The sequence below is a fragment of the Paenibacillus helianthi genome (assembly GCF_001909055.1).
Lineage (GTDB): Bacteria > Bacillota > Bacilli > Paenibacillales > Paenibacillaceae > Paenibacillus_AQ > Paenibacillus_AQ helianthi.
The window spans coordinates 265,558-289,038 of sequence record NZ_LVWI01000037.1 but is presented as its reverse complement, the minus strand read 5'-3'; the positions used below and the strand labels follow the sequence as shown (position 1 = coordinate 289,038).

The following is a 23,481-nucleotide window of genomic DNA, read 5'->3' as shown; positions in this document are numbered from 1 at the left end:
CTCCTGATGTTGTGTTGGCTTCTGTTCTAGAACAGAAATCTGTGGGCCAACCGCTCTATACGGGTCAGCAGCTCCGGCAGATGAAATGGCTTCACTACATAATCATCGGCTCCCATCTGCAAAGCATGAATAATATCGCGCTGGTTATTCCTTCCTGTCAGCATGATTACCAGAATATTCACTTCAGGGTAGTTGCTGCGAATCCGCTCCAGAACCTCCAGACCATCCAGCTCCGGCATGATTCCATCCAGCAAAATAATATATTTGCCGCCTTGCGCATACCAGTCCGATTCCAGAAACAGCGGACCGCTGGCATAGCTGCTGACCTTCACAGAGTCGATACCAGCCGGGTCCCAGGATGCAAAATGATGAGTCACAATCCGCCGGATCAGCGCATCGTCGTCCACAACAATCACATTCAGCAGAGATTCGGCTTTGCCTGTGTCCAGCTTGTCCGTATACAGGGTGGTCCGATTCCGTCCCGTATTCTTGCTGACGTAAAGTGCCTGGTCCGCTTCCCCGATCAGCCTGTCCGGTTCATTTACTACCTCACGGACCTCCGTAATACCGCCAGAGAAGGTCACTTGAAACTCCTCTTTTTTCGCGGTAAAGGTTCTTGCGGCAAGCTGCTGCTGGATCCGGTCCACGACCAGTAATGCAGAACCTGCATCCGTGTTTGGCATGAACAAAGCAAATTCTTCCCCTCCGAAGCGGCAAAAGGTATCTTCTACCCGAATCGAATGGCGCACGACCTCCGAAAAGGTCTGTAGTACTTCATCCCCGATCAGGTGACCGTAGGTGTCATTCACCAGCTTGAAAAAATCAAGATCCATAAGGGCCAATGAAAATATCCGGCCGGTCCGGCGGAAGTCTGACACCAGCTGCTTCATGGTCTGGTTGAAATATCTGCGGTTGAATGCCCCAGTCAGCTCATCTACGATAATCGATTCCTGCCATTCCCGCTTCAGGTCAAATCGGTTCTTAATCAGCACCAGGAATAAATCGATATCCAGCGGCTTCGGCATATAATCCATCACGCCCAGTGAGTAGGCATACATCTGAATATCCTTGGCGTGCTCACCACTGACGATAATAATGGGAATCCGCTCTTTCTTCGCCTTGCCGATGATTTGCTTCAGCACATCAATCCCGCTTTGGTCCGGGAGCAGAACATCGAGCAGAATCAGATCCGGTTTGCCCTCATAAAATATCTTCAATCCGCGTTCCGCGGATAAGGCAATACTTACATAATAGGACTGCTTCTCCAGGGATTCCCGCAAAAAAGCAACCAGTTCTACATCGTCATCAATGATCAGAATTTCTTGCTGGATCGGCATGCCGTGAATATGCCCGGACTCCTGCGAACGAGAGCCAAGCAGCCCATCGTGTGCATCCATATCGTCGCCAAAAAGCTCCAGCAGGGGGTATAGATAATCTCCCCATTCCTCTTCCGGCCAGCAGCGGTGGATATCCTCCGAGAAATAGAGCAGTGTGCTGTCTACCAGCTTCTCGACTTTGATAAGACCTACTGTTCCGGCGGTCCCTTTCAAGTTATGGAGGAAGCGGTAAATATCCTTTTCACTTACGAATTCCTGTGCAGACCATGTTTGGAGGGTTTGTCTGGTACGCTGCTCTACCAGCTCTTTGTATTTTCTCGTTGTCATCATAACTCCTTCGAGCTGCTAATATAGTACAAGCCAGTAACCATAGCTTCTTAACTCTGTCAACTGTATTCTATGTAAAATGGAGCTTAAGATCAAATCTGTAATCAGATGGACAAAAAAACTTCGGTTGTCGATTCCCCTTTCCTTTGCCATAATAATTGAAACGGTTCATTCCGTTAAAGCGGCGGATGGACAAAGGACTAGAAAAATATTAACTAAATAATAGGAGGCTTTTTCATTGAAGGGGATTATCACAGTACTGGGTAAAGACAAAGTTGGTATTATCGCTAAGGTATGCACCTATCTCGCAGGCCACAATTTGAACATTCTGGACATTTCACAGACGATTGTACAGGATTATTTCAATATGATGATGATCGTGGATATTTCCGCGCCCAGCAAATCTTTTGAAGAGATTGTGGAAGACCTGCAGCATGTGGGCGAAGAGATCGGTGTGGAAATCAAGCTCCAGCATGAAGATATCTTCAATATTATGCACCGGATTTAGACGGCTGAAGATAATAGATGTGACTATAATTTAAGGAGTTAAACCTATGATTTCAATTGGCGAAGTGCAGGAAACGAATAAAATGATCCGGGAAATGAATCTGGATGTCCGTACGATTACAATGGGGATCAGTCTCATGGACTGCGCCCACACAGATATGCGCGTGTTCAACCAAAATGTCTACGACAAAATCACCCGCTCCGCAGAAAAACTGGTTAAGACCGGTGAGGATCTGGAACGGCAATTCGGGGTACCTATTGTCAACAAGCGGATTTCAGTGACCCCGATCTCCATCGCCGCTGGTGCAATTCATACCGACACCTATGTGCCGGTGGCCGAAATTCTGGACAAGGCGGCAAAAGAGGTCGGTGTAAACTTCATCGGCGGCTTCTCCGCACTGGTCCAGAAGGGCTGTACCAAAGGTGACCGGATTCTGATCGACAGTATCCCTGAAGCGCTGGCAGTTACGGAAAGAGTCTGCTCCTCCGTGAATGTCGGCTCCTCGCGCAGCGGGATCAATATGGACGCAGTGAAGCTGATGGGCGATATTATTCTTCAGACTGCAGAACGTACCAAGGACCGCGATTCCATCGGTTGTGCCAAACTGGTGGTCTTTTGCAATGCGGTTGAGGACAACCCGTTCATGGCGGGTGCGTTCCACGGGGTCGGTGAACGCGAATGTGTTATCAACGTAGGTGTCAGCGGTCCGGGTGTAATCAAGCGGGCACTGGAGGAAGTGAAGGGCCATGACTTCGAGACTCTTTGCGAGACCATCAAGCGGACCGCCTTCAAGGTTACCCGGGTGGGTCAGCTGGTAGCCCAGGAAGCGTCCAAACGGCTGAACGTACCTTTTGGCATTATCGATCTGTCCCTGGCACCCACTCCGCTGATCGGTGATTCTATCGCCGAGATCTTCCAGGTCATGGGGCTGGAGGAAGCGGGAGCACCCGGCACAACAGCCGCGCTCGCCATTCTGAATGACAATGTCAAGAAAGGCGGCGTTATGGCTTCCTCCTATGTGGGAGGACTCAGTGGCGCCTTTATCCCGGTCAGTGAAGACCACGGCATGATTCAGGCGGTGCAGCGCGGGGCGCTGACGCTGGAGAAGCTGGAAGCGATGACCTGCGTCTGCTCGGTCGGGCTCGATATGATTGCTATTCCTGGCAGCACAAGCAAAGAAACTATCGCAGGAATCATTGCGGACGAAGCCGCTATCGGCATGGTTAACAACAAGACTACAGCGGTCCGCGTGATTCCGGTCATCGGTAAGGAAGTCGGCGAAATGGTTGAATTCGGCGGGCTGCTCGGCTATGCGCCAGTTATGGCCGTGAACCAATTCGACTGCTCGGGGTTCGTGAACCGGGGCGGCCGTATCCCCGCTCCGATACACAGCTTCAAGAATTAGATCCATGAAGAAGCGCCGCCTGCCCGGGCAACGGGGAGACGGCGCTTTTTTTTGACCTGACGATTATGGAGAAGCCTCCAATGCTCATGCTATTAGCAAGGTCTCTATGAACATTGAGTTAAAAACATAAACGGCTTGTGCGTAGCCCTGTTAATATGCGATTCAAGGCGTCACATGACCCAGCTTGCTGGCAGCCATCATCAGATATAATTCCTGAATCTGTTCTCCACTCTTGTCCAGTGCCAGGCAGAGTACTGCTCTAACCACTCCCTGCTGCTTGAACACAAGATTCTGCTCACCGTTGATCCAGTCCATTGCAATTTCCCATTCGCGCATCTGTTTCAGTACCCGCCGTGAGGTCAGAAGAGCCAGCACGCCCTTACGTCCTGCCATAGGCCTAAGAATGGTATGCACTTCCTGTCCGCCTCCATCGCCGATAAGTACAGGCTGCTCGGCGAGCAGCTCAAGCATTCCGCCAACATCATATGCAGTAAATGCCTCTGTGAACCTGCGCAGCAGCTGTTCTCTTGAAGCACCATTGCCGGCAGCCGGTTGCAGTGCCGAAGACGGTCTGGCTTGAAGCGTCCGCTTCGCCCGGCTAAAGATTTGCCGGCAGTTGCTCTCGGATTTGCCGACCATTTCTGCTATGGCATCATATTCGTACTGAAAAGCCTCCCTCAGCACAAACACAGCTCTTTCGGTTGGGGTTAGACGCTCCAGCAGCACCAGAAAAGCATAAGACAGCGTATCCTTCCGTTCCGCCGACGCTTCAGGCCCGTCATCCGCCTCACTTACCGGCTCCGGCAGCCACTCGCCGACATATGTCTCCCTGCGGCTGCGCGCCGATCCAATCATATTCAGGCAGCGGTTAGTGATCCCCTTGGCCACATAAGCCTTCATATTTTGAATACCGCCGGGTTCCCGGCGCTGCAGCTCTGCAAAGCAGTCCTGTACGGCATCCTCCGCATCCGCAACAGTTCCGAGCATTCTATAAGCAATCGAGAAGGCGTAACGATAATAACTGCGGTACAGCTCCTCCATGCGGCTCCCCCCCATGGTCTCCGGACCCGTTCGAATACCCGCCTTGCTTCCCCGGTCTTTCACTGCTGTCCCTCCTGTGCTTAATGACTCGCCGCTCCTATTTTAATTAAAACAACCGGGATACATTCCGGTAGAAATCGCGATCCGGTTCCAGTTGTTGATCGTATTGATCGCCAGAATCCAGTCCACATATTCCTCCTGGCTGAAATGTTCCATAACCTTGTCGTACAGTGCCACGGGAACCCCCCCTTGACTGATAAGGGTAACAGCCTCAGCAAACTCAAGCAGCACCTTTTCCTTTTCTGTAAACAGCGGAACTTCATGCCATACACTAAGCAGCAAAATATGGTCTGCATAATCGCCCAGCTTCATTAAGTCCTTGGCGTGCATATCCAGACAGAAGGCGCAGCCGTTGATCTGGGAGACCCTGATTTTCACTAATTCATATAATACCTTATCCTGGATCCGCCCGCCCGCATGCTGCTCCATGGCCATCATTGCCCGAAAGGCCTGTTCATTTGCCGCTCTGTAATTAAATCTTAAACTCATTCTAATCGCCTCCATAATGTGTGTACATAATGAAGACAATGTGGCGTGGTGATTTGTGACAAACCGCTCCAAACACATAAAAATCAACCATGTAGTGCCCTAGCGGTGCTTTCAAAAATCCACTATATAAATTAAACTAGCAATTTTTCTGTTTTGGGATTGGCCGTGACTCCAGAGAATGTTTGGACTTCCGGCCGCTGTTGTCTGCAGATTTCTTGATTGTATACCGTTTATAACGGGTGAAATCCGCAGACAAAGGCGGTCGCTATCGCTCCTCCAGTTCCAAACTTCTCTTCCGCCACTTCTCCCTCAATAGGTGAGCCTGAGCTGGCGTACTAGGAAAAGCCTCCCGGCCTGACTCAGGCTGGAAGGCTTTTGCTTAAATATGGCTTACGAAATGAGCATCCCTGTACTGCAGTATCAGGCTGCCAGAATATCAGACCGCGGCATTCTTTGCCCTTTTGGCTTTTTTGATCGTGATCATCCGCCAGCCAGTCAGCAGTGCCGAAACTAGACAGATAGCCGACGAAGTCATGAATACGACATGCATGCCAGAGAGGAAAATATCCGGACGGTCCGGAATCAGGCCGGTTACCCGGTAGCCCGCTTTGCTGCTCATTACATTAAAGAGTAGGGTCGTGGCGATGGTGATCCCGACCACCATACCCACATTACGGACCAGCGAGTTAACGCTGCCTGCTGAGCCCAGCTGGGTTCGCGGCACTTTGGACATGATCAGCGAGTTGTTGGGCGACTGGAACAGTCCGCTGCCGACTCCGAGCATGGCGATCCACACGCCCACCAGGGCTACCGCGCTTCCGTCATGCAGGCGGGCCAGGCCGAATTGAGCGATGACCATCACAATCAGTCCGGCAAAGGTCAGGAACTCTGAGCCGATTTTATCGGACAAGGCCCCGCTCAGCGGTGCTACAACGACCATGGAAATCGGGAACAGCATGAGCAGGAAGCCGGCATAGAATGGCGACAGGTTCAGCATGTTCTGTGCATAGAACGGAGCAATAATGTTAAAGCAGAAGTTCGCCACGAATACCAGAAACGCACACAGAATGCTGAGTGAAAATAAGGGGTTCTTGAACAGCGACAGCTGCAGGAGCGGCTGGGTCCGGCGCAGCTCCACAATAATAAATGCAAGAAAGGCAGCGGCTGCGGCAATCAACGCCGATAGAATCCGGCTGTCCCCATATCCTAGCTGCTGTCCAAGCAGCAGACCGGCGAACAGGGTCACTATGAATATAGCGAACAGCAGGCTTCCGGGAAGATCAATTCTGGATTTCACCCGGACCAGGTCCTTCGGAAGAACCTTCCACCCGAGCACAATAGCGATTAGGCCAATCGGAACGTTCACCCAGAAAATATATTCCCAGCCCAATGCGGAGACGATAATGCCGCCCAGGCTGGGACCTGCTATACTGCCGAGCGAAACGAAGGTCCCGATCAACCCAAGCGCTTTGCCCCGCTCCGTGGCCGGGAAAATGTCTGTGACAATTCCCTGGCTGTTGGCCATGGTCATTGAAGCGCCAATCGCTTGAATGACCCGGGATGCAATCAGAAACGGCAGACTTGCACTCAGGCCGCAGAGCAGTGATCCGATGATGAAGATAACGGTTCCGGTCTTGAAAATCCGGATCTTGCCGGCGATATCCCCCAGCTTTCCAAAGAACAATATGGCTGCGCAAATCGCCATCAAATAGCCGGTTGTAACCCACTCGACCTGTGCCATCGGCAGCTGCAGCTCCTTTACGAGCACTGGCAAGGCAATATTTACAATGCTTCCGTCAAGTGTGGACATAAAGGTGAACAAGTTCAGAACGATTAAAATGATCCAGCGTTTCTTCTGAACCGCCGCATCCTCCTGATAGGTTGCACTGATTGTACTCAAATTTAACACCCTCTTCGAACATTTTTCGCATATAGTTGCGTCCGCAACGAATAGATCTTTCCCAGTGTACTCCAATTTAGTTGCATGCGCAACTATATTAATGTACTATCAAGTGGAAACGGCTTCGCCGTCCTTTTAAGGGACGGAATCCGTTTCAGCGAGAAATAGAAGGATGATTTATAGCGTGAAACTTATAAATCCTTATATTTTTGAGTTGAGTCTGCTGACAGCAGGATTTTGACCAAAGAGGGGTGCAGGTTGAATATGAAAAGAGAACCCATCGGCAAGCTGATCTCCCAGCTTCATCGCCAGCACCAAAAGTGGCTGGTCAAAGAACTGTTGCCTTATGGCATCGGCAGCGGCGGGCAGCACAGCTTCTTGAAGCTGATTCTGAGCCATCCGGGCATCACACAGGATCAAATGACAAGTGAAATGAAATTCGATAAAGCCACTACCGCCCGCTCAGTGAAGATGCTTGAGGAAGCCGGATACATTGAGCGCAGAACCGATCCCAAAGACCGGCGTTCGTCCCTGCTCTATCCGACAGCCAAGGCATTGGAGTTCGCCCCGGTTCTGCAATCGGTTCTGGCAGAGCTGAACCGCAAGCTTACCCTCGACTTCACTGCGGATGAGGTAGACCAGCTTGTTATTTTACTGCAAAAGGTCTATAAAAATTCAGAGAACCTGTGAACGAAAGTGCAAGCAACGTAAGCGCCGCATCATGAATATAGCTACAGGCCGGAATCCTCCTCAAGGGGACTCCGGCCTGTGTCTCTGCTATATGGGATATCATACTTCAGTGTTCAGTTCTTCCAACGTCATTTAACGGACTGGTGCCGAATGTTGCTACTGGCTCGTGTAAGTGGTGCCCGCAAGCTTGGTAACCTCTTGGGTTATGTCCTCTCCGCCCATTCGTTTCCACTTGGCTACAAAGAGGTCAAAATCACTGAGAGGCGAATCACCCACGATGATATTCAGGAAGGTTTCGCTCTCCAGCTTCTGCAGTTCAGGCCACTTGCTCCGCATATGCAGTGTACTTCCGTAAAAGACACTGCGTACTCTCTCGATCGCTGTCGTAGACAATACTGCGACTCCGTATTTGTAGGCATTTGCCGCTTTCCAGCCCTCCAGATTTTTTTTGGGCTGCTCCTCCTCTGCAAGCCAGTGCTCATAGAGCACTCTGGTGTCAGGGTCCAGTGAATCCGGATCGATCTTGCCGTGAACCGCCTGCTGCACATCCGCATAATGCTTCTCGATAGCGTCTGCATAATCAATCAGCAGATCGAACGGGTAATACGCCCGAGGCTGAATGCCGGTCTGCGCCGAGAAATCATCCAGGCTCCGAACCGCCTCCTCATTCGGATCTCTTCTACGCTCCAGCCGGGTGAAGGCATTCAGCAGCTTCACTACGGCTTCAGGATGCTCATAACCCTTGCGGACAACCAGATAGCGGTCGGTGACCGGAGCCATATGGGTCACGAATTTGCCGGATGCATCAAGCGGGGCGGCATAGGCCCGCCACTCCGACTTGGTATCCGCAGCGACTGCCTCTGACAGCGGATAGTAAGGCATCCACCACGGGCCGAAGAACATCCCCGATTTACCGGAAATGATCGGTTCCTGCGTTTCCTTATACAAGGCAAAGTCAGGATCAATGAGCCCCCGCTTGTACCAGTCAGCCAGCTTGCCCAGTGCCTCCTTGGTCTCCGGGGTAATCGAACCATAAACAATATGACCCTGGCTGTCCTTGATCCAATTGGTGGGAAAGGCATGAAATACGCTGAATAGGGTATCTAATCCGTTGACATGGGGTTTTGTGCCGTACACGATATTGTTATAGGCGCTTAACCCTACGGTGTCCCGCTTGCCGTTTCCGTCCGGGTCTTTCTCGATAAATGCCTTGGCAATGGCTTCAATATCCGCAAAGGTACGCGGAGCCGGCAGCTCCACCTTGTCCAGCCAATCCTGACGGACCCACAGCAGGGACGGCGAATCCGCGTTAATCGCCACGTTGGGCAGACCGTACAGCCTGCCGTTCCGGGAGGCATCCCGAAGCGCTTCACCTTGGGTGGAATCATACATATCCTTGATCAGCTCGGAAGCATACTCCTTGTAGGTTTCGGTCAGATCCGCAATCATATCGCTGTCCATCAGCGTTTTGAGCTGGTCCCTGTCGACCACGATCGCGTCCGGGAGATCGTTGCTGTCGATCGCCAGTTGTACTTTTTGCGTAAAAGTTTCTTCACCCTTCGCTTCCCAGGAATGAATGACCTTAATATTCGTCAGACTCTCCAAATAACGTGAAATCGGGTTATTGTCGTTGCTGTCTCCCGTATTAAGCCGGGAATCGGGCACTTTGAAACCTATCCGCATCATTACCGGATTCTCGTATCTCCCGTAAGCAGCCGCATCTGGATGATTTGCCGGATTTGCAGCACTTGCTGAGCCGGTAACCGGCATACTGCCTCCCCGGCAAGCCGTCAGGGAGAGCAGAGCCGCGGCGGCAAGAACATATTTCACCATTCTCCTCACCTCTCCATCCCCTCCGCACGATATTCGCTTGGCAGCTTACCGACATGTTCACGGAACAGCCTGCTGAAGTAGCGGTCATCCTCAAATCCAGATTTGCCTGCGATTTCACAAACCGGATAATGGGTCTCCAACAGAAGAGTTTTGGCCAATTCCAGACGCATGCTCCGCAGGCTCTCGCCAAAGGTCTCCCCGGCAAAACGGGCAAAACACTGGCTGAAGTAGCCTCTGCTCATATTGATCTCAGCGGCAACATCCCCTTGGTTGATTTTATCTCCTGCATGGGTTCTCATGAAGCGGACTGCACGAATCAGACAGAACATGACCTCTTTGCTCAGTCCGAGCTCAAGCATCCGCCGCTGGACACACCCGGAGAACTGCCGGAGCCAGTTTTTCCATTGATACCAGTTCAAGTTCCCGGTAACAGATATTTCCAGTTGTTCTGATTCTTCTGCCTTCAGGATCAGTCGGCTCCAGTCCTGGAGCAGCGACTGACTGAATGCTGTAATGGGTTCATGCCCCGGCTGAAGCTGCTGCACGCTGGAGGTGAACACTTCCCAAGCTTCGTGGTCCAGCGTCCATCTCAGATTCAGCCCTTCAGCCAAAATCTCTTCTCCTGCGGGATGCCGTTCACCGGCCATTCGCTTCAGCTCACCAAAGTTCAGCCGGGCAGGATCCTCCGCCCCGCTATAGTAAAAAAGCGCTTGCCGCAGCATCTTGCCCAGCACATCTTCAACTTCCTGAAGCTGCCGGTCTCTCAGCCCGCTAACCAGCGCCGCCCGCCATCGTCCGCCTAGTATCCTTGTGAATTCCAGACAGGCTTCATCCACAGTAAAACGGCTGAGCAGCGGGGTCATCCACATGTCCTGAATAGTGATTAGCGGATTATTCTTCGTTACTGCAAGCTGAAACAGTTCTTCTTCACTGCCACCCTGCAGCCGTGGAAGATAGATCAGCGCCAGGTCAGCAGCCACCACCCGGCCCTCTCCACGTGCCAGCAGCTCCCTCGTGCTGTCTTCCCATTTCACACGCTCAACCAGCCGGCGGATGGTCTCATCGGCATTCTCCACCTCCAGCAGGGTTTTGACAATGTAATCAACGGCTCCGAGGCGCAGTGCCTCCTGCACATAATCAAATTCATGATGGCAGGTCAGCACCACACAGCGAATAGCCGGAAAGCGCTGGCGCACTTGCCGGATCAGCTCAAAGCCGGACATACCGGGCATGGTCAGATCGACAAATAAAAGGTCTGTCTCCTGCTCCAGGAGTAGTGACAGTGCGGCGTTGCCGTCACCGGCTTCGCCGACGATCACCACCCCGAAGGACGACCAGTCAATCAGCGAGATAAAGCCTTTGCGCACCAGGCGCTCGTCATCGACTACAACAGCTTTAATCATCGAAGTCCTCCTTGCCTTTAATGGGAATGATAATGGAGATGATGGTTCCTTCCCCTACTGCACTGTGAATCTGTAGGGTCATCCGCTCTCCGTAATACGTCCTCAACATACGCATGACGTAGGAGAAGCCAATCCCAAGCCCGCGCTTGCCAACTTCACCGTCAGCCAGCAGCTCCCCGATCTGGACCTCATCCATACCTGTTCCGTTATCCCTGACACACAGCTGTACTTCCCCCGGACCATGGGCCGTAATAATGACATCTACCCTGCCGTTGTCGCTGAGTCCATGATAGATCGAATTTTCAACCAGAGGCTGGAGCAGAAAGCGCGGAACCGCTGCACTCAGCACCGCTTCTTCTGCCAGCACATTGAATTCAAACTCATAATCATAACGGATTCGCTGCAACTCCATATAATTGCGGATCGCTTCAATCTCCTCGCCAATCGTAACGATAATACTCTGTTTGCCAAGATTATAATGGAGCACCTTCACCAGCAGCGTAACCAGCTTGTCGATCTCCTTCTGGCCGTTCAGCCGTGCAAGCCATTGCACTGTATTCAGTGTGTTATGGAGAAAATGAGGGTTGATCTGGCTCAGCAGCTTCTCGATTTCAAATTGGCTTTTCTGCTTCTCATTGCGGGCTACAGCCAGGATCAGCTCGTTGACCTGATCCTTCATCTGCTGAAAGTTCGTCAGCACGAAGTCGAACTCCTCTACATTAGTGAAGGCTACCGGAGCCGTTACATTCTCTGCCATACGGATAATTTCGAGGTTCACCTTACGTAATGGGCCATAGATCCTTCTCCAGATCAGCCAAGCCAGCATTCCGGCAAACAGCAGCGTTAACAGGGCGAGCAGAATCATTTTGTAGAACCAGGTATAAATTTCGCTGTTAAATACTGATTTCTTAACGACAGCTACAAGCTTCCACCCTTGCGGACTCTCGTAACGGAACAGATGATAGCCGTCAAGCTCCTCATGGGCAGCCCCTGTGCTTGTGCCGGCAGCATCCACAACCCGTGCAGGCACTTGGCCGTCAATGATATTCGTAGCCGTGCCATCCTGGTTGACGAGCAGATGTTTCACCTGCATCCCGTAAGCCTGCGGATTAAAAATTTTGCGCAGCAGACTGTAGTTCGTCTCCAGATAAACATACAGATCATGCTGGCCGTTCACCCGGACGATTCTCCGCTCCGAAAACACAACATTGTCGCCAACCGCATACATCGTCCCATGGGGCCCGTAATAATCAGCCCCGTTGTAACGCATAAAGGATGGGAGCCTGCTGATATCAAAATTCCGCCGTGTGCTCATATTGGTGAACAGCACCGGGTCCTCGCTGCCCGGCATAATATAGGCCGTCAGACCGATGTAGGGATTGGTGAAGTTCACGAGATTAATCTTCTCATTGATGGAATTCATGATCTGGGATTTGCGGTAGATCTGCTTCTCCTCCAGAAAGGACGACATCTCTGCTACGATTTGACCGTCCAGCGCAAACTGCTTGGAGGCGAAATCCAGATTATCGATGGCATTCTCCAGGCTGAGCGCTTCCTGCCGCAGACTTGCGCTGATGCCGCTGCCGATTTTGCCGGAAAGAATGGAATAGATTGAAGTATACGAGACCATTCCGACAATAAGCAGCGGCAGCAGAGTTCCGACCAACAGGTAGATCACTAAGGTCGTCCGCAGGGAATGGCTTGCCGGAGCATGCCTTCCCCCGTTCTTTTTGAGCATCCGCACGTCCTTTTTCTCCTCCAATGAAAGCGTTTTATCCAATACTGATAGAATACCAGATTTACGCTAACTCGAACAGAATAAGGCAGAGCAGCTTCATCACCGCCCTGCCTTGCTCCTAGTTGTCAGAATGGCTTATTTTACACTTTTACGGGCCTCAAACAGCTCCTGTGCTTTCTTGACAGAGAAGTCCATCACATCGGCATACCCTAGGCCGTTCACCTTGTCGTGCATTTCTTTGTTCAGTTTGTCGAATTCAGCCTGGTTCTTGGCAAAGACCATTTTCCAGGAAATTTGCTGAATCACCGTACCGATTTGCTTATTCTGTTCCAAAGTTTTATCCATCGTCAACGGTTCTTTCCCGGTGAAGCCCTGAGGGGCAACGGCAAGCAGATTATTTTTCTCAAAATATTCCTTCGCCGTCAGCACGCCCATCTTTGCTCTCCAGTCACTGTCCAGCTTCGACGGGTTGCGTTCCAGGGATGTTTTCCACAAATTGTGGTCATATGGCTCGCTGGTCTGCGGATTCACCATGGCCGGAACCACGAATGAGAAGTTCATCTGATTCGAGCCGTAGTAGTAGTCCCCGCCGCCATATTCATCCGGAACCTTGGTGTTCTGCTGATCAGCGTATGCCTTCCAGCCAAAGTCAGTAACGACCGGTTTGCCGCTGCTGTCGATATCCCAGGTCAGTCCCTTCGGTCCATTCGGTACCGCCGTTCCGCTGCCTGCTGAGATCATTGCGCCTTCCGGTGTATACATCCAGTTGATAAATTCCATAATCCGCGCCGGGTCCTTGGCCTTCGCACCGATGGAGATGATCCCGTTACCGCCGTATACATTGAAGCCTGTGGAATACATCAGCTCATCCTTGAACGGTACAAGAGCGAAGCCCTTGCCTTCCGCCGTTCTTTCCGGTGTATTGTAGTTGGCAGCACCCAGCCACGGGAACCAGGAGAAGAGCAGACGGCCATCCTTGTACTTGGCAACCACGTCATCAAATTTCTGTGTCAGCGAATCGGGATCAAGCAGTCCCATCTGATTGGCCTCAAAATACAGCTTGAGCGATTTCATATACCAGCTGTCGTCGGAGAGAAAATCATAATACTTCTCTTCATCCGCTTTGACATATAGGGCAGTGTCAGGAATTTCATCATAGCCCATCATATTGGCGAACTGTTTCGCCAGTGTCATTTTATAATTGCCGTCCCAGTCGGACCAGAGTGAGAACGCATAGGTTTTTTTACCCAGCTCATTCTTGGGTTCCAGCTCCTGCATCTTCTTCAGCACCGGCAGATAATCCTCGATCTTGCTGATTTCCGGAGCTCCGATTTGCTGATAGAGATCCCAGCGCAGGTCCGGTCCCCAAGTCATATCCTTGCCCTCGGAAGGTCCAGACGGGTTCGTCGCCACACTGTTTCCCATCCCGTAGACCGCGCTGCCTCCGCCAAAAGCGACCTTTGCTTTCTCAATGGCTTTGGGAAATTGCTTCGCAATATCCGGGGCGTACTTGTCGAGCAGCCCGTCTTTGGTCCAATCCAGCAGCAGGTTGCCCTTGATGGCATTCGGATAGTGGTTCTTGTCATCCCCGAAGATGATAATATCGCCGAGATCACCGGAAGCCATCATTGCTGAGATTTTGGTGTCACCGCCAGTCAGATTGGAGGCTACGATTTCCAGCTCAATATTGAACTTGTCTTTGATCAATTTGGCGAACCAGCCGGTCTGCGGGCCTGCATAGTTAGCTGTGGTCGAGAATACCGTCAGCTTCAGCGGCTTGGAATGGTCGGGTGCCCCGTCACTAGGCGCTGTCGTTTCCGCTGCAGCATTGGTTGCTTCAGCCGTAGGCTTATCAGTAGCCTTCGCTGTGTTCGTCTTGCCCGAATTCCCGTTCCCTCCGCCGCAGGATGCCAGAACCAGCACCAGAACCATGCTCAGCAGAAGAAGCGGCAGCTTATTTAATCTCATTGCGTCATACCCCCTAATGAATTGGTAAAAGGTGAAGAGTGCTCCTAAGTTAAAGCTCCGCCTGCCGGCAGAGCCGAACTCCAGCCATACCTGCTTTTACGGACCGGTCAGCCCTTGACGGCGCCGATCATGATGCCTTTGACAAAAAAACGCTGGAAAAACGGATATACAATCAGAATGGGCAGCACAACGATCATCGTCACCGTCATCCGCACAGAGGTTGGCGTCTGCATGTTCTGCACACTGGCCGCCATATCCGGGGAACTTCGGATGAGTGCGGCCAGCGAGCTGGACTCATTCAGGTATCTCCAGAGCAGGAACTGCAGCGTGAAATATTTGGTGTCCGTCATCAGGAATGCCGTATCAATGAAGGAGTTCCACTGGTTGACCGCCGAGAAAATCGTAATGGTGGCCAGAATCGGGGTGGTCAGCGGAACGATAATACTCCAGAAGGACCGCAGATACCCTGCGCCGTCCATGGCTGCCGACTCCTCCAGCGAGGGAGGAATCGCCTCGACGAAGGTTTTGACAAGAATGATGTTGAACGGAGTAATGATCGTCGGCAAAATATAGGCCAGATAGTTGTTGGTTAAATGCAGGTTGTGCATCGTAATATACCAGGGAATCAGCCCTGCGCTGAAATACATGGTGACGACGACGCTGCGGTACCAGACCTGCCGGCCCCACATCTCCTTCTTCGTGAACAGATAACCGAGAAAGGCGGAGGCGCCCACCGTGAGCAAGGTACCCACTACAGTCCGGTAGACCGAGACCAGCGCCGCGTGGCTGAGCCCGCTGATCCGCAGCACCTTAGAATAGTTGTCGAAATGGATCTGCTGCGGATAGAACTTGATGTAACCCGCCGCGCTGAGATCATTGGAGCTGATGGTGTTAATGAACAGGTAATAGAAGGGATAGATGCAGCTCAGGGTGAACAATCCAAAGAGCACATAGATGATTCCCTGGAACAGGACATCGCCGGGTTTTAGCTTTTTACGCAACTGGAATCACCGTCCTTAAATAATCGATTCATCGCGCACAACCTTAGACAGCGTGTTAGCCGCAAACAGCAGAATGACACTGACGACCGACTTCAACATGCTGACTGCTGTGGCAAACGGAAAATTGTTGGCAAACGCGATATTGTACACGTACAAATCCAGCACCTCTATCGCATCCTTGTTCATGGCGTTCTGGAAGGCAAAATACTGCTCCATGCCGTTGTTGACAAAGTTCCCGATGGAGAGCAGCAGCAGTACGAAGAACGTCGGAATGAGGCCGGGAACGGTGATATGCCAGATTTTGCGGAACCGGCTGGCCCCGTCTACTTCTGCCGCTTCATACAGCTCCTGGTCGATGCCGGCAATGGCCGCCAGATAGAGAATAGCTCCCCAGCCCAGGGACTTCCACCAATACCAGGCAATCATCGTCACCCAAATATGCGAGCTGGAGGCCAGAAAATTGAATTCCTCATTCACGAAGCCCAGCTGTATCAGAATGTGGTTCACCACTCCGTTGTCGACCGAGAACAGTGAGAAGGCCAGGGCATAGACCAGAATCCAGCTGATAAAATTCGGTATCGTCGTCAGCGTCTGCACGAACTTGCGGTACCAGCCTGCCCGTATCTCCGTAAGGAGAATAGCGAAAATAACCGGAAAGACGGAAGTCACCAGCCCGAGTGAACTCATGGCTACCGTATTCTTCAGTACGCGCAGCACCTCTGCTGTCTGGGTAGGATTGGCAACTATGGTCCTGAACCACTTCAGCCCTACATACGGTGTGTCCGACAGCGGAATACCGGGGATGAAATCATAAAAGGCGTAGATCCACCCGCTAACCGGCAGATAATAGAAAACAAAGGTCACTACAAGAAAAGGAAGCGCCATAAGAAACAGTTTGTATTTATTCTGCAGCTTCCTGCGGGATGGCCGGACCGGACCCACACCGCGGAGCAGCTCGCCTGAAGGTACCCCCATATCAAATCTCCTCTACCCGGATTTTTGTTTACGCTTTCATCTTAGTTCATAACGAATCTTCGCCGGGAGAGAGCGCCGGTAGGCCTTCTGCGAGAGCGGTAATACAGTTCCGGACCATTTTCACAGGTCAGTGGACCAATTTCCCGTTACATTTATTGCTGTCAAAAAAAAGGAACCGGCCATCTGCAAGCTCTGCAAATGAACAGTTCCTTCTTATTTACCTCCTATATCCATGCGAACGCGAGGGTGCAGCGCTTGTCTCTCTGCATCGCCTCTCCCCACTTAAGCCTTGTCAGCAATCATGCGGTTCGTTAGACTCCCTAGCTTCTCGATCTCCACCGTAACCTCGTCACCCGGCTGCAGGTAAATCTGCTGCTCCGGCGGATATCCCATCACAACACCTTCCGGGGTTCCTGTAAGAATGATATCCCCTGGCGTAAGCGTCATACACCCGGAGATATAGCTGATGATCTGCTGGCAATTGAAGATCATATCCGAGGTATTGGAGTCCTGCCGGACCTCCCCGTTCACCGAGCTTCTAATGCGCAGTAAACCGGGGTTCTCCACCTCGTCTTTCGTTACCACATAAGGCCCAGCTGGAGCAAACCGGTCGCACGATTTGCCTGCAAGCCACTGGCTGGTGCGCGTCTGCAGATCACGTGCGGACAGATCATTTGCAGCAAAATAACCAAAAACCGCATCAAGCGCCTCTTCCTCGCTTACGTTCTTGGCTGTCCGACCGATCACAATGCCCAGCTCAGCTTCATAATCGACCTTCTGCGTGGTGCCCGGAAGCGGAACTTCCATACCGTGTCCGGCCAGGCTATTCGTAAATTTGCTGAAAAGAATCGGATATTCCGGCAGCGGCATTCCGGTCTCTTCGGCATGTCTGCGGTAGTTCAACCCGATACAAATGATTTTGCCGGGATCTGCCACAAAAGGCGCGAATTCAAGCGAGTCTTCCTCTTTATAAAAGGCGCCTTCGCCCTGGACAGGCAGATTACCCACGAATTCGCGCAAACGGCCGAGCGCTGCCTCTCCTCCGTCCAGCAGTTCTCTTAGCGTTGCCGGAACAGCTTCTGCAGCCCTCTCTGGCACCGAATGCAATGCCGCCGCCACATCCAGGATGCCTTCTGCCTGTTTTACACCGAGACGCAGCGTTCCTGATTCCCAAAAATTCAATAGCTGCATATCCGTCCCTCCCCCAAATTCAGAATATCGTTCCAAGCTCAGTTCATCTTACACGTATGTATCCCCGGCTTCATGCTTCATCAGCAGGAGAGCCGGACGGACGGCTTCCCGCTGTGCATCTCAGCCTGCAAAACGGTTGCCCTTTAATCCCTTCACGCCCGTGTCCGCCTTGAACAATCCGCCGGCTAAGGGCCAGCGTTGCAGTTCCTCAGCACTCATGCCAACCCGGGCAGTGGTAATATAGAGCTCGTCCAGATGTTCACCTCCGAAAACACACGAGGTCACGAACGGTGCGGGCACTTCGATCTTCCCGATCTGCTCCCCGGTGTGCGGATTCCAACGTGAGACACAGCTGCCGTTCCAATGGGCAACCCAGATCATTCCCTCGCTGTCAATGGTCATTCCATCCGGTCCGCCTGCGCCTTCCGGGAACTCCACCACAGTTCTGCGTCCGGTTACAGTGCCATTCTGCAGATCATAATCCATTACATCGACTCTCCGGGTCAAGGTATCAATGTAATACATCAGACCGCGGCTATCGTCCCAGGCCATGCCATTGGAAATTCCGATACCAGACAGCACCTTACGCACTTCGCCTTCCGGCTCCATCACATATAAGCTTCCCGCATCCCGTTTGTCCTCCATACTCATGGAGCCGAACCACAACCTGCCCTTGCTGTCGCATTTGGCATCGTTTAACCGGTTCCCGGATAGCTCTGTCTCCACCGAAGCCAGTAATTTCAGAGACCCGTCTTCTTGAAATTTGTAGATCCCGTCCTGCAAGGCGACTACCCAGCCGCCACCAACGGATGGAACCGCCGCACTGATCATTTGCGTGAAGGTATAGATCTTCTCATTCAGCGTCCGGGAATCAACAATCCGCAGCTGCTGCCCTTCAATATTTACCCATAACAACTCTCCTGCCTCAGGGTCCCAATGGGCACCCTCGCCAAGCTCCGCTTGGGCGTCCAGCACCAGTTCAGCCTGTATGATCAATGGATATCCTCCTCATTCACTCCAGAATATGACACTTCCTTTTCCATTCTACCTTCACTGAGTTTAATTATCCACTTTCAATGAATATGACAGACACCTGTCCAGTTAGGCATGGTATTCTGAAGGCAATCATAAATCATAGCGGCCAGCCGCTATATACTACGGAGGGATATCCATGAAATACGAGTGGAAAAAACAAGAAAAAGCGTTCTATTTGCCCCCATCAGAACCTACGCTGATAACGGTGCCCGCCTATCCATACTTCATGCTGTCAGGTGAAGGCAATCCTAACAGTGAAGCGTTCGCTGAGGCAGTTGGAGTGCTGTATTCCCTATCTTATGCCATCAAGATGCTGCCCAAGAAAGGTCCGGCACCCGAAGGTTACCATGAATATAGCATCTTCCCCCTGGAAGGTGTATGGGATCTCAGTGAACAAGGACGCTTGAAGGCAGGACTCGACAAGGACGAGCTGGTCTACACCATAATGATCCGGCAGCCGGACTTTGTCACACCGGCCCTTGCCGTCGAAATTATAGAGAAGGTTAAGCGGACGAAGCCGCAGCCCTTACTGGATAGAGCCACCTTCGGGAGCTGCGAAGACGGTCTTTGTGTACAAATGCTGCATTCGGGACCCTACGATGATGAGCCGGCGAGCTTCAGCAAGATGGAGCAATATTGCGCGCAGCAAGGACTTCGGCGGATCTCCAAGACCCACCGGGAAATATATCTCTCGGATGCCCGCAGAACGCAGCCGGAGAAGCTGAAGACTGTCCTGCGTTTTCTGGTATCACGGGAGGAGTAGCAGCCTGGTATAAGAGCGTTCTCCGAAGGTTAGCTTCGCAGGCAGTCTCAGTGTCCGGAAGGTACCTTCCCTTCCGCTGAAGCATCCATTCTCTGGCGGCCCATGAAGCATGCCGCCAGCAGCGCCAGCAGGGCTGGTATGACAGCCCAGGCGAAAGTGGTAGTAATGGAGAAAGACAGACCCTTAGTAATTTTGTCCAGAATTTCCGGTTGAATCTGAGCCCGGGTCTCCGGGGACAGCAGCGCATGCGGGTCCTTAAAATTGAGTGGGCCGCCTGAAGGATCTCCTCCGCTCCACCACCCTATATCAGTTAGCAGCTTCGAGCTTAGATAATGGCTCTGAATGATCCCGAAGGTCGTAATTCCAATGGTCATGCCGAGCGAACGGATAAAGTTCATGGTCGCGCTGGCCGAACCGCGCTGCTGCGGTGTCAGGCCATGGATCGCTGCTGTTCCGAGCACCGAGAAGGATGCCCCGACTCCGAGTCCAATGAGGATCATGTACAGCGTCAGGAGGAGGCGCGAGGCATCGGGTGCAAGCGTTGCTACAAGTCCAGTACCCAGTACAAGCAGGGCCAGTGTCGGCACCATCAGGCTGCGGTAGCTGGTTTTGGCCATCAGGAAACCGCCAGTTGAGGCTGTGATGACCGAGGCAACCATCATCGGCAGCAGCACCAGCCCTGAATTCGTAGCCGATCCGCCAAGCACGCCTTGGATGAAGATGGGGATATAGACCGAGGCGGCGATAAAGGCCGCACCGCTGAATAAGGCGCACAGAATACTGGTGGCATACAGTCTTTGCCGAAACAGGGCAAAAGAAATAATAGGCTCCTTTGCCTTCGTCTCTGTGAACAGAAACAGCACCGTCAGGACGGCAAACGCTGCGAATAAGCCCAGAATCAGCCCGGAGCTCCAGGCGTATTCTTTGCCGCCCAGCTCCAGCGCGAACATTAAGCTGATCACTGCACCAAGCAGTGTTCCTGCACCCAGCCAGTCAATGGGCTGCTTCGAATGCTCCACCGATTCCCGGTAGAAGCCCACGACCATAACCAAAGCAACCAATCCCAGCGGCAAGTTGATGTAGAAGACCCACTGCCAGGCAATATGATCCGTAATATAAGCCCCAAGCAGGGGACCGAAGATACTGGAAAGACCGAACACCGCTCCAAAAGCGCCGCCAAGCTTACCGCGTGCCTCCAGCGGGACCGCATCGAACATAATGGCAAAGGCAATCGGCACCAGCGCGCCGCCACCTATTCCCTGAATGGCCCGGTAAGCGGCCAGTTGGGTAATTGTCTCCGCAGTACCACATAAGGCCGAGCCGGCCATAAATACAATAATTCCAAAGATAAAAAACTTTTTGCGGCCGTACATATCCGACAGCTTGCCGAAGATGGGCATTCCCGCCATTTCGGCAACCAGGTACGCCGAGGTGACCCAGACAAATTTGTCCATCCCGCCCAGCTCGCCGACAATGTTGCCCATCGCCGTGGCGACAATCGTGCTGTCCATAGAAGCCATAAGTATGCCTAACAGCAAACCGGCAATGACAATGCCCAGATTGGGTGTTTTTGAAGCTGAGCTCACAGGTTCCACTCCTTATCCCTTGATTCTAATGGATTACTTTACAGCTTCACTTGGTTCCTTACTGTAGCATTCCTATGAATGTCCAGAGAATCCCGGTATTCCACTATGTCAATTTCACAGCCGGTACCAATGATAACATTTCCGCCTCTGACTGTTCCTGCTGTCGTCCCCTGCAGTTCCACCTGATCTCCTTCGATCAGGCCCGCGGTAAACCGCAGACTTCCCGGATGTCCCGGACGAATCAGCTTCCCGCCAAGACTGCGTTTGATCTTGATGCTTCCGCCTCCGACTTCGGCTGCCCTGCTAGGACCGAACAGCGATATTTCCAATGTCTCTGCGCTTAGCACTCCTTGTACCTGGAGTGCACCGCTGATGTGCATGTCCTCTGCATCGCAATCGCCTGAGACGCTAAGATTTCCAGTGAATTTAATGCCCTCCACGTGAATACTTGCAGCCTTGATATCCCCTTGTCCACGCATGGATTCACCCTCAATACCACCCTTTACGGCACATTCACCAGTAAGCTTCATACTCTCCATAACCAGTCTGCCATTGACCTCGGTTTCGCCCATCAGCGTCATTTTCCGGCAATCCACATCACCATTAAATGTGCATTCCCCGGTCACCTTCACGTCCAGGAAGTATCCACCCGCTGAGGTTGAATTCCCCAGTACTTTCAGATTCGTCCGCTCTTCTGTTTCATTCACCGGTCTTCACCTCCATCCCTACTGTGGCTCCAGGGTGTACAGTTAATCCTTCACGGTATTCCACCCGGCCGATGCTGCAGCCTTCTCCGATAATAACTATAGCCCCTCTTACCACATCCGCTGTCGTATACTCCAAATCAATAAAATCACCATCTATTACACTCGTCTGAAGCTCTGCCCTGAGCTTTGGTATAACGCCACCCGCAAGCTTACTCCAGACCCCCGAGCCCGCCTTGCGGACTACCAGGCTCTTTACCCCTATCTTCTTCACTCGGGTCTGCCCTTGCAGCGCAAGCTCCACATGCTCTGCGCTAAGGAAGCCGCTGATGGTAAGTGAACCCTCAACCGTGAAATTCCGCAGCTCACAGTCTCCTTTGATACCGATGACCCCGCTCAATGTACAGTTTTCTCCTCGCAGGCCGCCATCCATTTCCAGGAGCCCGTCATGCTTCATCGTTCCCATCTGCAGGCCTCCGCCTACTTTGAGATCACCATTCGTCTCCATTTCATCTACGGTAAGGCTTCCCCCCAGCCTCATGAGGCCGTTCCCCTTGAAAGTTCGGGCGCGCACCGGACCGCCGATCCGGCTCACTCCCTCCAGATTAACATGATGGTATGTTCCTCCAGCTGCCCCGCCTATCCCGGCAATCACTAAATCTGCCGCCGTTGCCTGATCCATAACCTGACCCCCTCTAATGATTGACCGAATGCCTCATATCCCCATCCTGTACTTCCGATTGTATTCCACAACAATACAGCGGACCTCCGCCCTCAGGAGGATTTCCGCTCATTCTTCCAGACTATTCTATGGCCCCTTGCCAACAAAAAGGAGCAGACAGCTCCTTGGTAAGGATATGTCTGCTCCTGTTAGTTACGTATATTTATACGCCCATGTAATTGTGATTAGAGTTATTCCACTGTCTTCGCTTCCTCGGAAGCTACTGCAGCTGCCGGGGTATCCGAATCTGTATCAGCAGGTTCTTCCAGTGCTACCGGAGGTGCAATACGGATAATCAGCGTATCTTCGGGAGTGAGCACTTCCCAGCCCTCATGCTTCGGCAGGTCCGAGACCAGCAATTGGTCCCCAATGTCGAGGCCGGTGATATCCACTTCAAATGTTGCGGTCAGCTTGTCCGGCAAGGTGCGGATATCCAGTTCATACAGCTCTACCTGCTGAATACCGCCGTTCTTCACGCCTACAGGATCTCCGCTGAAGTGAAAAGCAACCTTGGTGACCAGTTCAGCCTTCATATCAATCTGGTGAAGATCCACATGCAGCAGCTTGCGGGACAACGGCTGGCGCTGCACTTCCTGGATCACCACGTTTTTGGAGCCGGAATCCGGGAGTTCTACCTTAAGGATGGCCCGGGGGTTTTTGCCGAGTATTTCGTTCAATGTCTTCGCATCTGCTGTAAAGGACTGGCTATCTGAACCTGCACCGTAGACGACAACCGGTACAAAGCCTTTGCTCCGCTGTGAAGAGGTCGAGCCGGATCTTTCAGTCAAACGTACTGTGGTATTCAT

General features: G+C 52.2%; 20 protein-coding genes. 4 read left to right on the top strand and 16 right to left on the bottom strand.

Features of this window, described 5'->3' with window-relative positions; translation table 11 throughout:
• Window positions 1-26: 26 nt before the first annotated feature.
• Complete coding sequence (locus A3844_RS13150) at window positions 27-1,667, bottom strand: diguanylate cyclase (protein WP_083606829.1); 1,641 nt, start codon at window positions 1,665-1,667, stop codon at window positions 27-29.
• A gap of 235 nt (window positions 1,668-1,902) precedes the next feature.
• Between A3844_RS13150 and A3844_RS13145 the strand changes: the two genes are divergently transcribed.
• Window positions 1,903-2,172, top strand: coding sequence for an ACT domain-containing protein (locus A3844_RS13145; protein WP_074087745.1), 270 nt, complete (start codon window positions 1,903-1,905; stop codon window positions 2,170-2,172).
• A 49-nt stretch (window positions 2,173-2,221) separates the two neighbouring features.
• Window positions 2,222-3,577, top strand: coding sequence for a PFL family protein (locus A3844_RS13140; protein WP_244169765.1), 1,356 nt, complete (start codon window positions 2,222-2,224; stop codon window positions 3,575-3,577).
• 162 nt (window positions 3,578-3,739) lie between these two features.
• Here the strand turns inward: A3844_RS13140 and A3844_RS13135 are convergent, their stop codons facing one another.
• From A3844_RS13135 to A3844_RS13125, 3 genes are all read right to left on the bottom strand, one after another.
• On the bottom strand, window positions 3,740-4,633 hold the full coding sequence (locus tag A3844_RS13135) for a sigma-70 family RNA polymerase sigma factor (protein ID WP_074107628.1): 894 nt from the start codon (window positions 4,631-4,633) through the stop codon (window positions 3,740-3,742).
• A gap of 87 nt (window positions 4,634-4,720) precedes the next feature.
• The gene (locus A3844_RS13130; protein ID WP_074087741.1) at window positions 4,721-5,167 is read right to left on the bottom strand and encodes a carboxymuconolactone decarboxylase family protein; all 447 of its coding nucleotides are present in this window, start codon (window positions 5,165-5,167) and stop codon (window positions 4,721-4,723) included.
• Between the two features lie 436 nt (window positions 5,168-5,603).
• Entirely contained in the window at window positions 5,604-7,067 is a 1,464-nt protein-coding gene (locus tag A3844_RS13125; protein ID WP_425270602.1) for an MFS transporter, read from the bottom strand.
• 264 nt (window positions 7,068-7,331) lie between these two features.
• Here A3844_RS13125 and A3844_RS13120 point away from each other — a divergent pair, with 264 nt between their 5' ends.
• On the top strand, window positions 7,332-7,757 hold the full coding sequence (locus A3844_RS13120) for a MarR family winged helix-turn-helix transcriptional regulator (protein ID WP_074087826.1): 426 nt from the start codon (window positions 7,332-7,334) through the stop codon (window positions 7,755-7,757).
• A 156-nt stretch (window positions 7,758-7,913) separates the two neighbouring features.
• Here A3844_RS13120 and A3844_RS13115 read toward each other — a convergent pair whose 3' ends face one another.
• The 8 genes from A3844_RS13115 to A3844_RS13080 all read right to left on the bottom strand — a co-directional run bounded on the left by A3844_RS13115 (window position 7,914) and on the right by A3844_RS13080 (window position 18,862).
• Window positions 7,914-9,590 (bottom strand): extracellular solute-binding protein, encoded by a 1,677-nt coding sequence (locus A3844_RS13115; RefSeq protein ID WP_074107596.1) that lies wholly within the window; start codon window positions 9,588-9,590, stop codon window positions 7,914-7,916.
• 5 nt (window positions 9,591-9,595) lie between these two features.
• Window positions 9,596-10,993: a response regulator transcription factor gene (locus tag A3844_RS13110; RefSeq protein WP_074107595.1), complete on the bottom strand. Its 1,398-nt coding sequence runs from the start codon at window positions 10,991-10,993 to the stop codon at window positions 9,596-9,598.
• Entirely contained in the window at window positions 10,986-12,731 is a 1,746-nt protein-coding gene (locus A3844_RS13105; RefSeq protein ID WP_074087825.1) for a sensor histidine kinase, read from the bottom strand. Before A3844_RS13105 ends, A3844_RS13110 begins: the two co-directional genes overlap by 8 nt.
• A 135-nt stretch (window positions 12,732-12,866) precedes the next feature.
• Window positions 12,867-14,699 carry a type 2 periplasmic-binding domain-containing protein gene (locus tag A3844_RS13100; RefSeq protein ID WP_074107594.1) on the bottom strand — a complete coding sequence of 611 codons (1,833 nt, stop codon included), beginning with the start codon at window positions 14,697-14,699 and terminating at the stop codon, window positions 12,867-12,869.
• 107 nt (window positions 14,700-14,806) lie between these two features.
• On the bottom strand, window positions 14,807-15,700 hold the full coding sequence (locus tag A3844_RS13095; protein WP_074087733.1) for a carbohydrate ABC transporter permease: 894 nt from the start codon (window positions 15,698-15,700) through the stop codon (window positions 14,807-14,809).
• Between the two features lie 15 nt (window positions 15,701-15,715).
• Window positions 15,716-16,675, bottom strand: a complete 960-nt coding sequence (locus A3844_RS13090; protein WP_074087732.1) for an ABC transporter permease — start codon at window positions 16,673-16,675, stop codon at window positions 15,716-15,718.
• A gap of 282 nt (window positions 16,676-16,957) precedes the next feature.
• The gene (locus tag A3844_RS13085; RefSeq protein WP_074107593.1) at window positions 16,958-17,866 is read right to left on the bottom strand and encodes a fumarylacetoacetate hydrolase family protein; all 909 of its coding nucleotides are present in this window, start codon (window positions 17,864-17,866) and stop codon (window positions 16,958-16,960) included.
• 120 nt (window positions 17,867-17,986) lie between these two features.
• On the bottom strand, window positions 17,987-18,862 hold the full coding sequence (locus A3844_RS13080) for an SMP-30/gluconolactonase/LRE family protein (protein WP_083606827.1): 876 nt from the start codon (window positions 18,860-18,862) through the stop codon (window positions 17,987-17,989).
• Window positions 18,863-19,037: 175 nt separating this feature from the next.
• On the opposite strand from A3844_RS13080, the gene A3844_RS13075 reads away from it, so the two are divergent.
• Window positions 19,038-19,664 (top strand): GyrI-like domain-containing protein, encoded by a 627-nt coding sequence (locus A3844_RS13075; protein ID WP_074107592.1) that lies wholly within the window; start codon window positions 19,038-19,040, stop codon window positions 19,662-19,664.
• A gap of 47 nt (window positions 19,665-19,711) precedes the next feature.
• On the opposite strand, the gene A3844_RS13070 is transcribed toward A3844_RS13075, so the two are convergent.
• The 4 genes from A3844_RS13070 to A3844_RS13055 form a co-directional block, all read right to left on the bottom strand.
• On the bottom strand, window positions 19,712-21,184 hold the full coding sequence (locus A3844_RS13070) for an MDR family MFS transporter (RefSeq protein ID WP_083606839.1): 1,473 nt from the start codon (window positions 21,182-21,184) through the stop codon (window positions 19,712-19,714).
• A gap of 104 nt (window positions 21,185-21,288) precedes the next feature.
• A complete protein-coding gene (locus tag A3844_RS13065; protein ID WP_074107591.1) occupies window positions 21,289-21,957 on the bottom strand; it encodes a hypothetical protein in 669 nt (222 codons plus the stop codon).
• Window positions 21,950-22,636: a hypothetical protein gene (locus tag A3844_RS13060; protein ID WP_074107590.1), complete on the bottom strand. Its 687-nt coding sequence runs from the start codon at window positions 22,634-22,636 to the stop codon at window positions 21,950-21,952. The genes A3844_RS13065 and A3844_RS13060 overlap by 8 nt, the downstream gene beginning before the upstream one ends.
• Window positions 22,637-22,866: 230 nt before the next feature.
• Window positions 22,867-23,481, bottom strand: coding sequence for a 50S ribosomal protein L25 (locus tag A3844_RS13055; RefSeq protein WP_074101371.1), 615 nt, complete (start codon window positions 23,479-23,481; stop codon window positions 22,867-22,869).

Bases quoted from the DNA above. Each gene is read 5' to 3' on its own strand.
- A3844_RS13100 (WP_074107594.1), bottom strand. From the start codon at position 14,699: ATGAGATTAAATAAGCTGCCGCTTCTTCTGCTGAGCATGGTTCTGGTG.
- A3844_RS13105 (WP_074087825.1), bottom strand. From the start codon at position 12,731: ATGCTCAAAAAGAACGGGGGAAGGCATGCTCCGGCAAGCCATTCCCTG.
- A3844_RS13120 (WP_074087826.1), top strand. From the start codon at position 7,332: ATGAAAAGAGAACCCATCGGCAAGCTGATCTCCCAGCTTCATCGCCAG.
- A3844_RS13110 (WP_074107595.1), bottom strand. From the start codon at position 10,993: ATGATTAAAGCTGTTGTAGTCGATGACGAGCGCCTGGTGCGCAAAGGC.
- A3844_RS13060 (WP_074107590.1), bottom strand. From the start codon at position 22,636: ATGGATCAGGCAACGGCGGCAGATTTAGTGATTGCCGGGATAGGCGGG.
- A3844_RS13135 (WP_074107628.1), bottom strand. From the start codon at position 4,633: ATGGGGGGGAGCCGCATGGAGGAGCTGTACCGCAGTTATTATCGTTAC.
- A3844_RS13150 (WP_083606829.1), bottom strand. From the start codon at position 1,667: ATGATGACAACGAGAAAATACAAAGAGCTGGTAGAGCAGCGTACCAGA.
- A3844_RS13070 (WP_083606839.1), bottom strand. From the start codon at position 21,184: ATGGCTTCTATGGACAGCACGATTGTCGCCACGGCGATGGGCAACATT.
- A3844_RS13085 (WP_074107593.1), bottom strand. From the start codon at position 17,866: ATGCAGCTATTGAATTTTTGGGAATCAGGAACGCTGCGTCTCGGTGTA.
- A3844_RS13090 (WP_074087732.1), bottom strand. From the start codon at position 16,675: ATGGGGGTACCTTCAGGCGAGCTGCTCCGCGGTGTGGGTCCGGTCCGG.
- A3844_RS13130 (WP_074087741.1), bottom strand. From the start codon at position 5,167: ATGAGTTTAAGATTTAATTACAGAGCGGCAAATGAACAGGCCTTTCGG.
- A3844_RS13075 (WP_074107592.1), top strand. From the start codon at position 19,038: ATGAAATACGAGTGGAAAAAACAAGAAAAAGCGTTCTATTTGCCCCCA.
- A3844_RS13115 (WP_074107596.1), bottom strand. From the start codon at position 9,590: ATGGTGAAATATGTTCTTGCCGCCGCGGCTCTGCTCTCCCTGACGGCT.
- A3844_RS13055 (WP_074101371.1), bottom strand. From the start codon at position 23,481: ATGAATACCACAGTACGTTTGACTGAAAGATCCGGCTCGACCTCTTCA.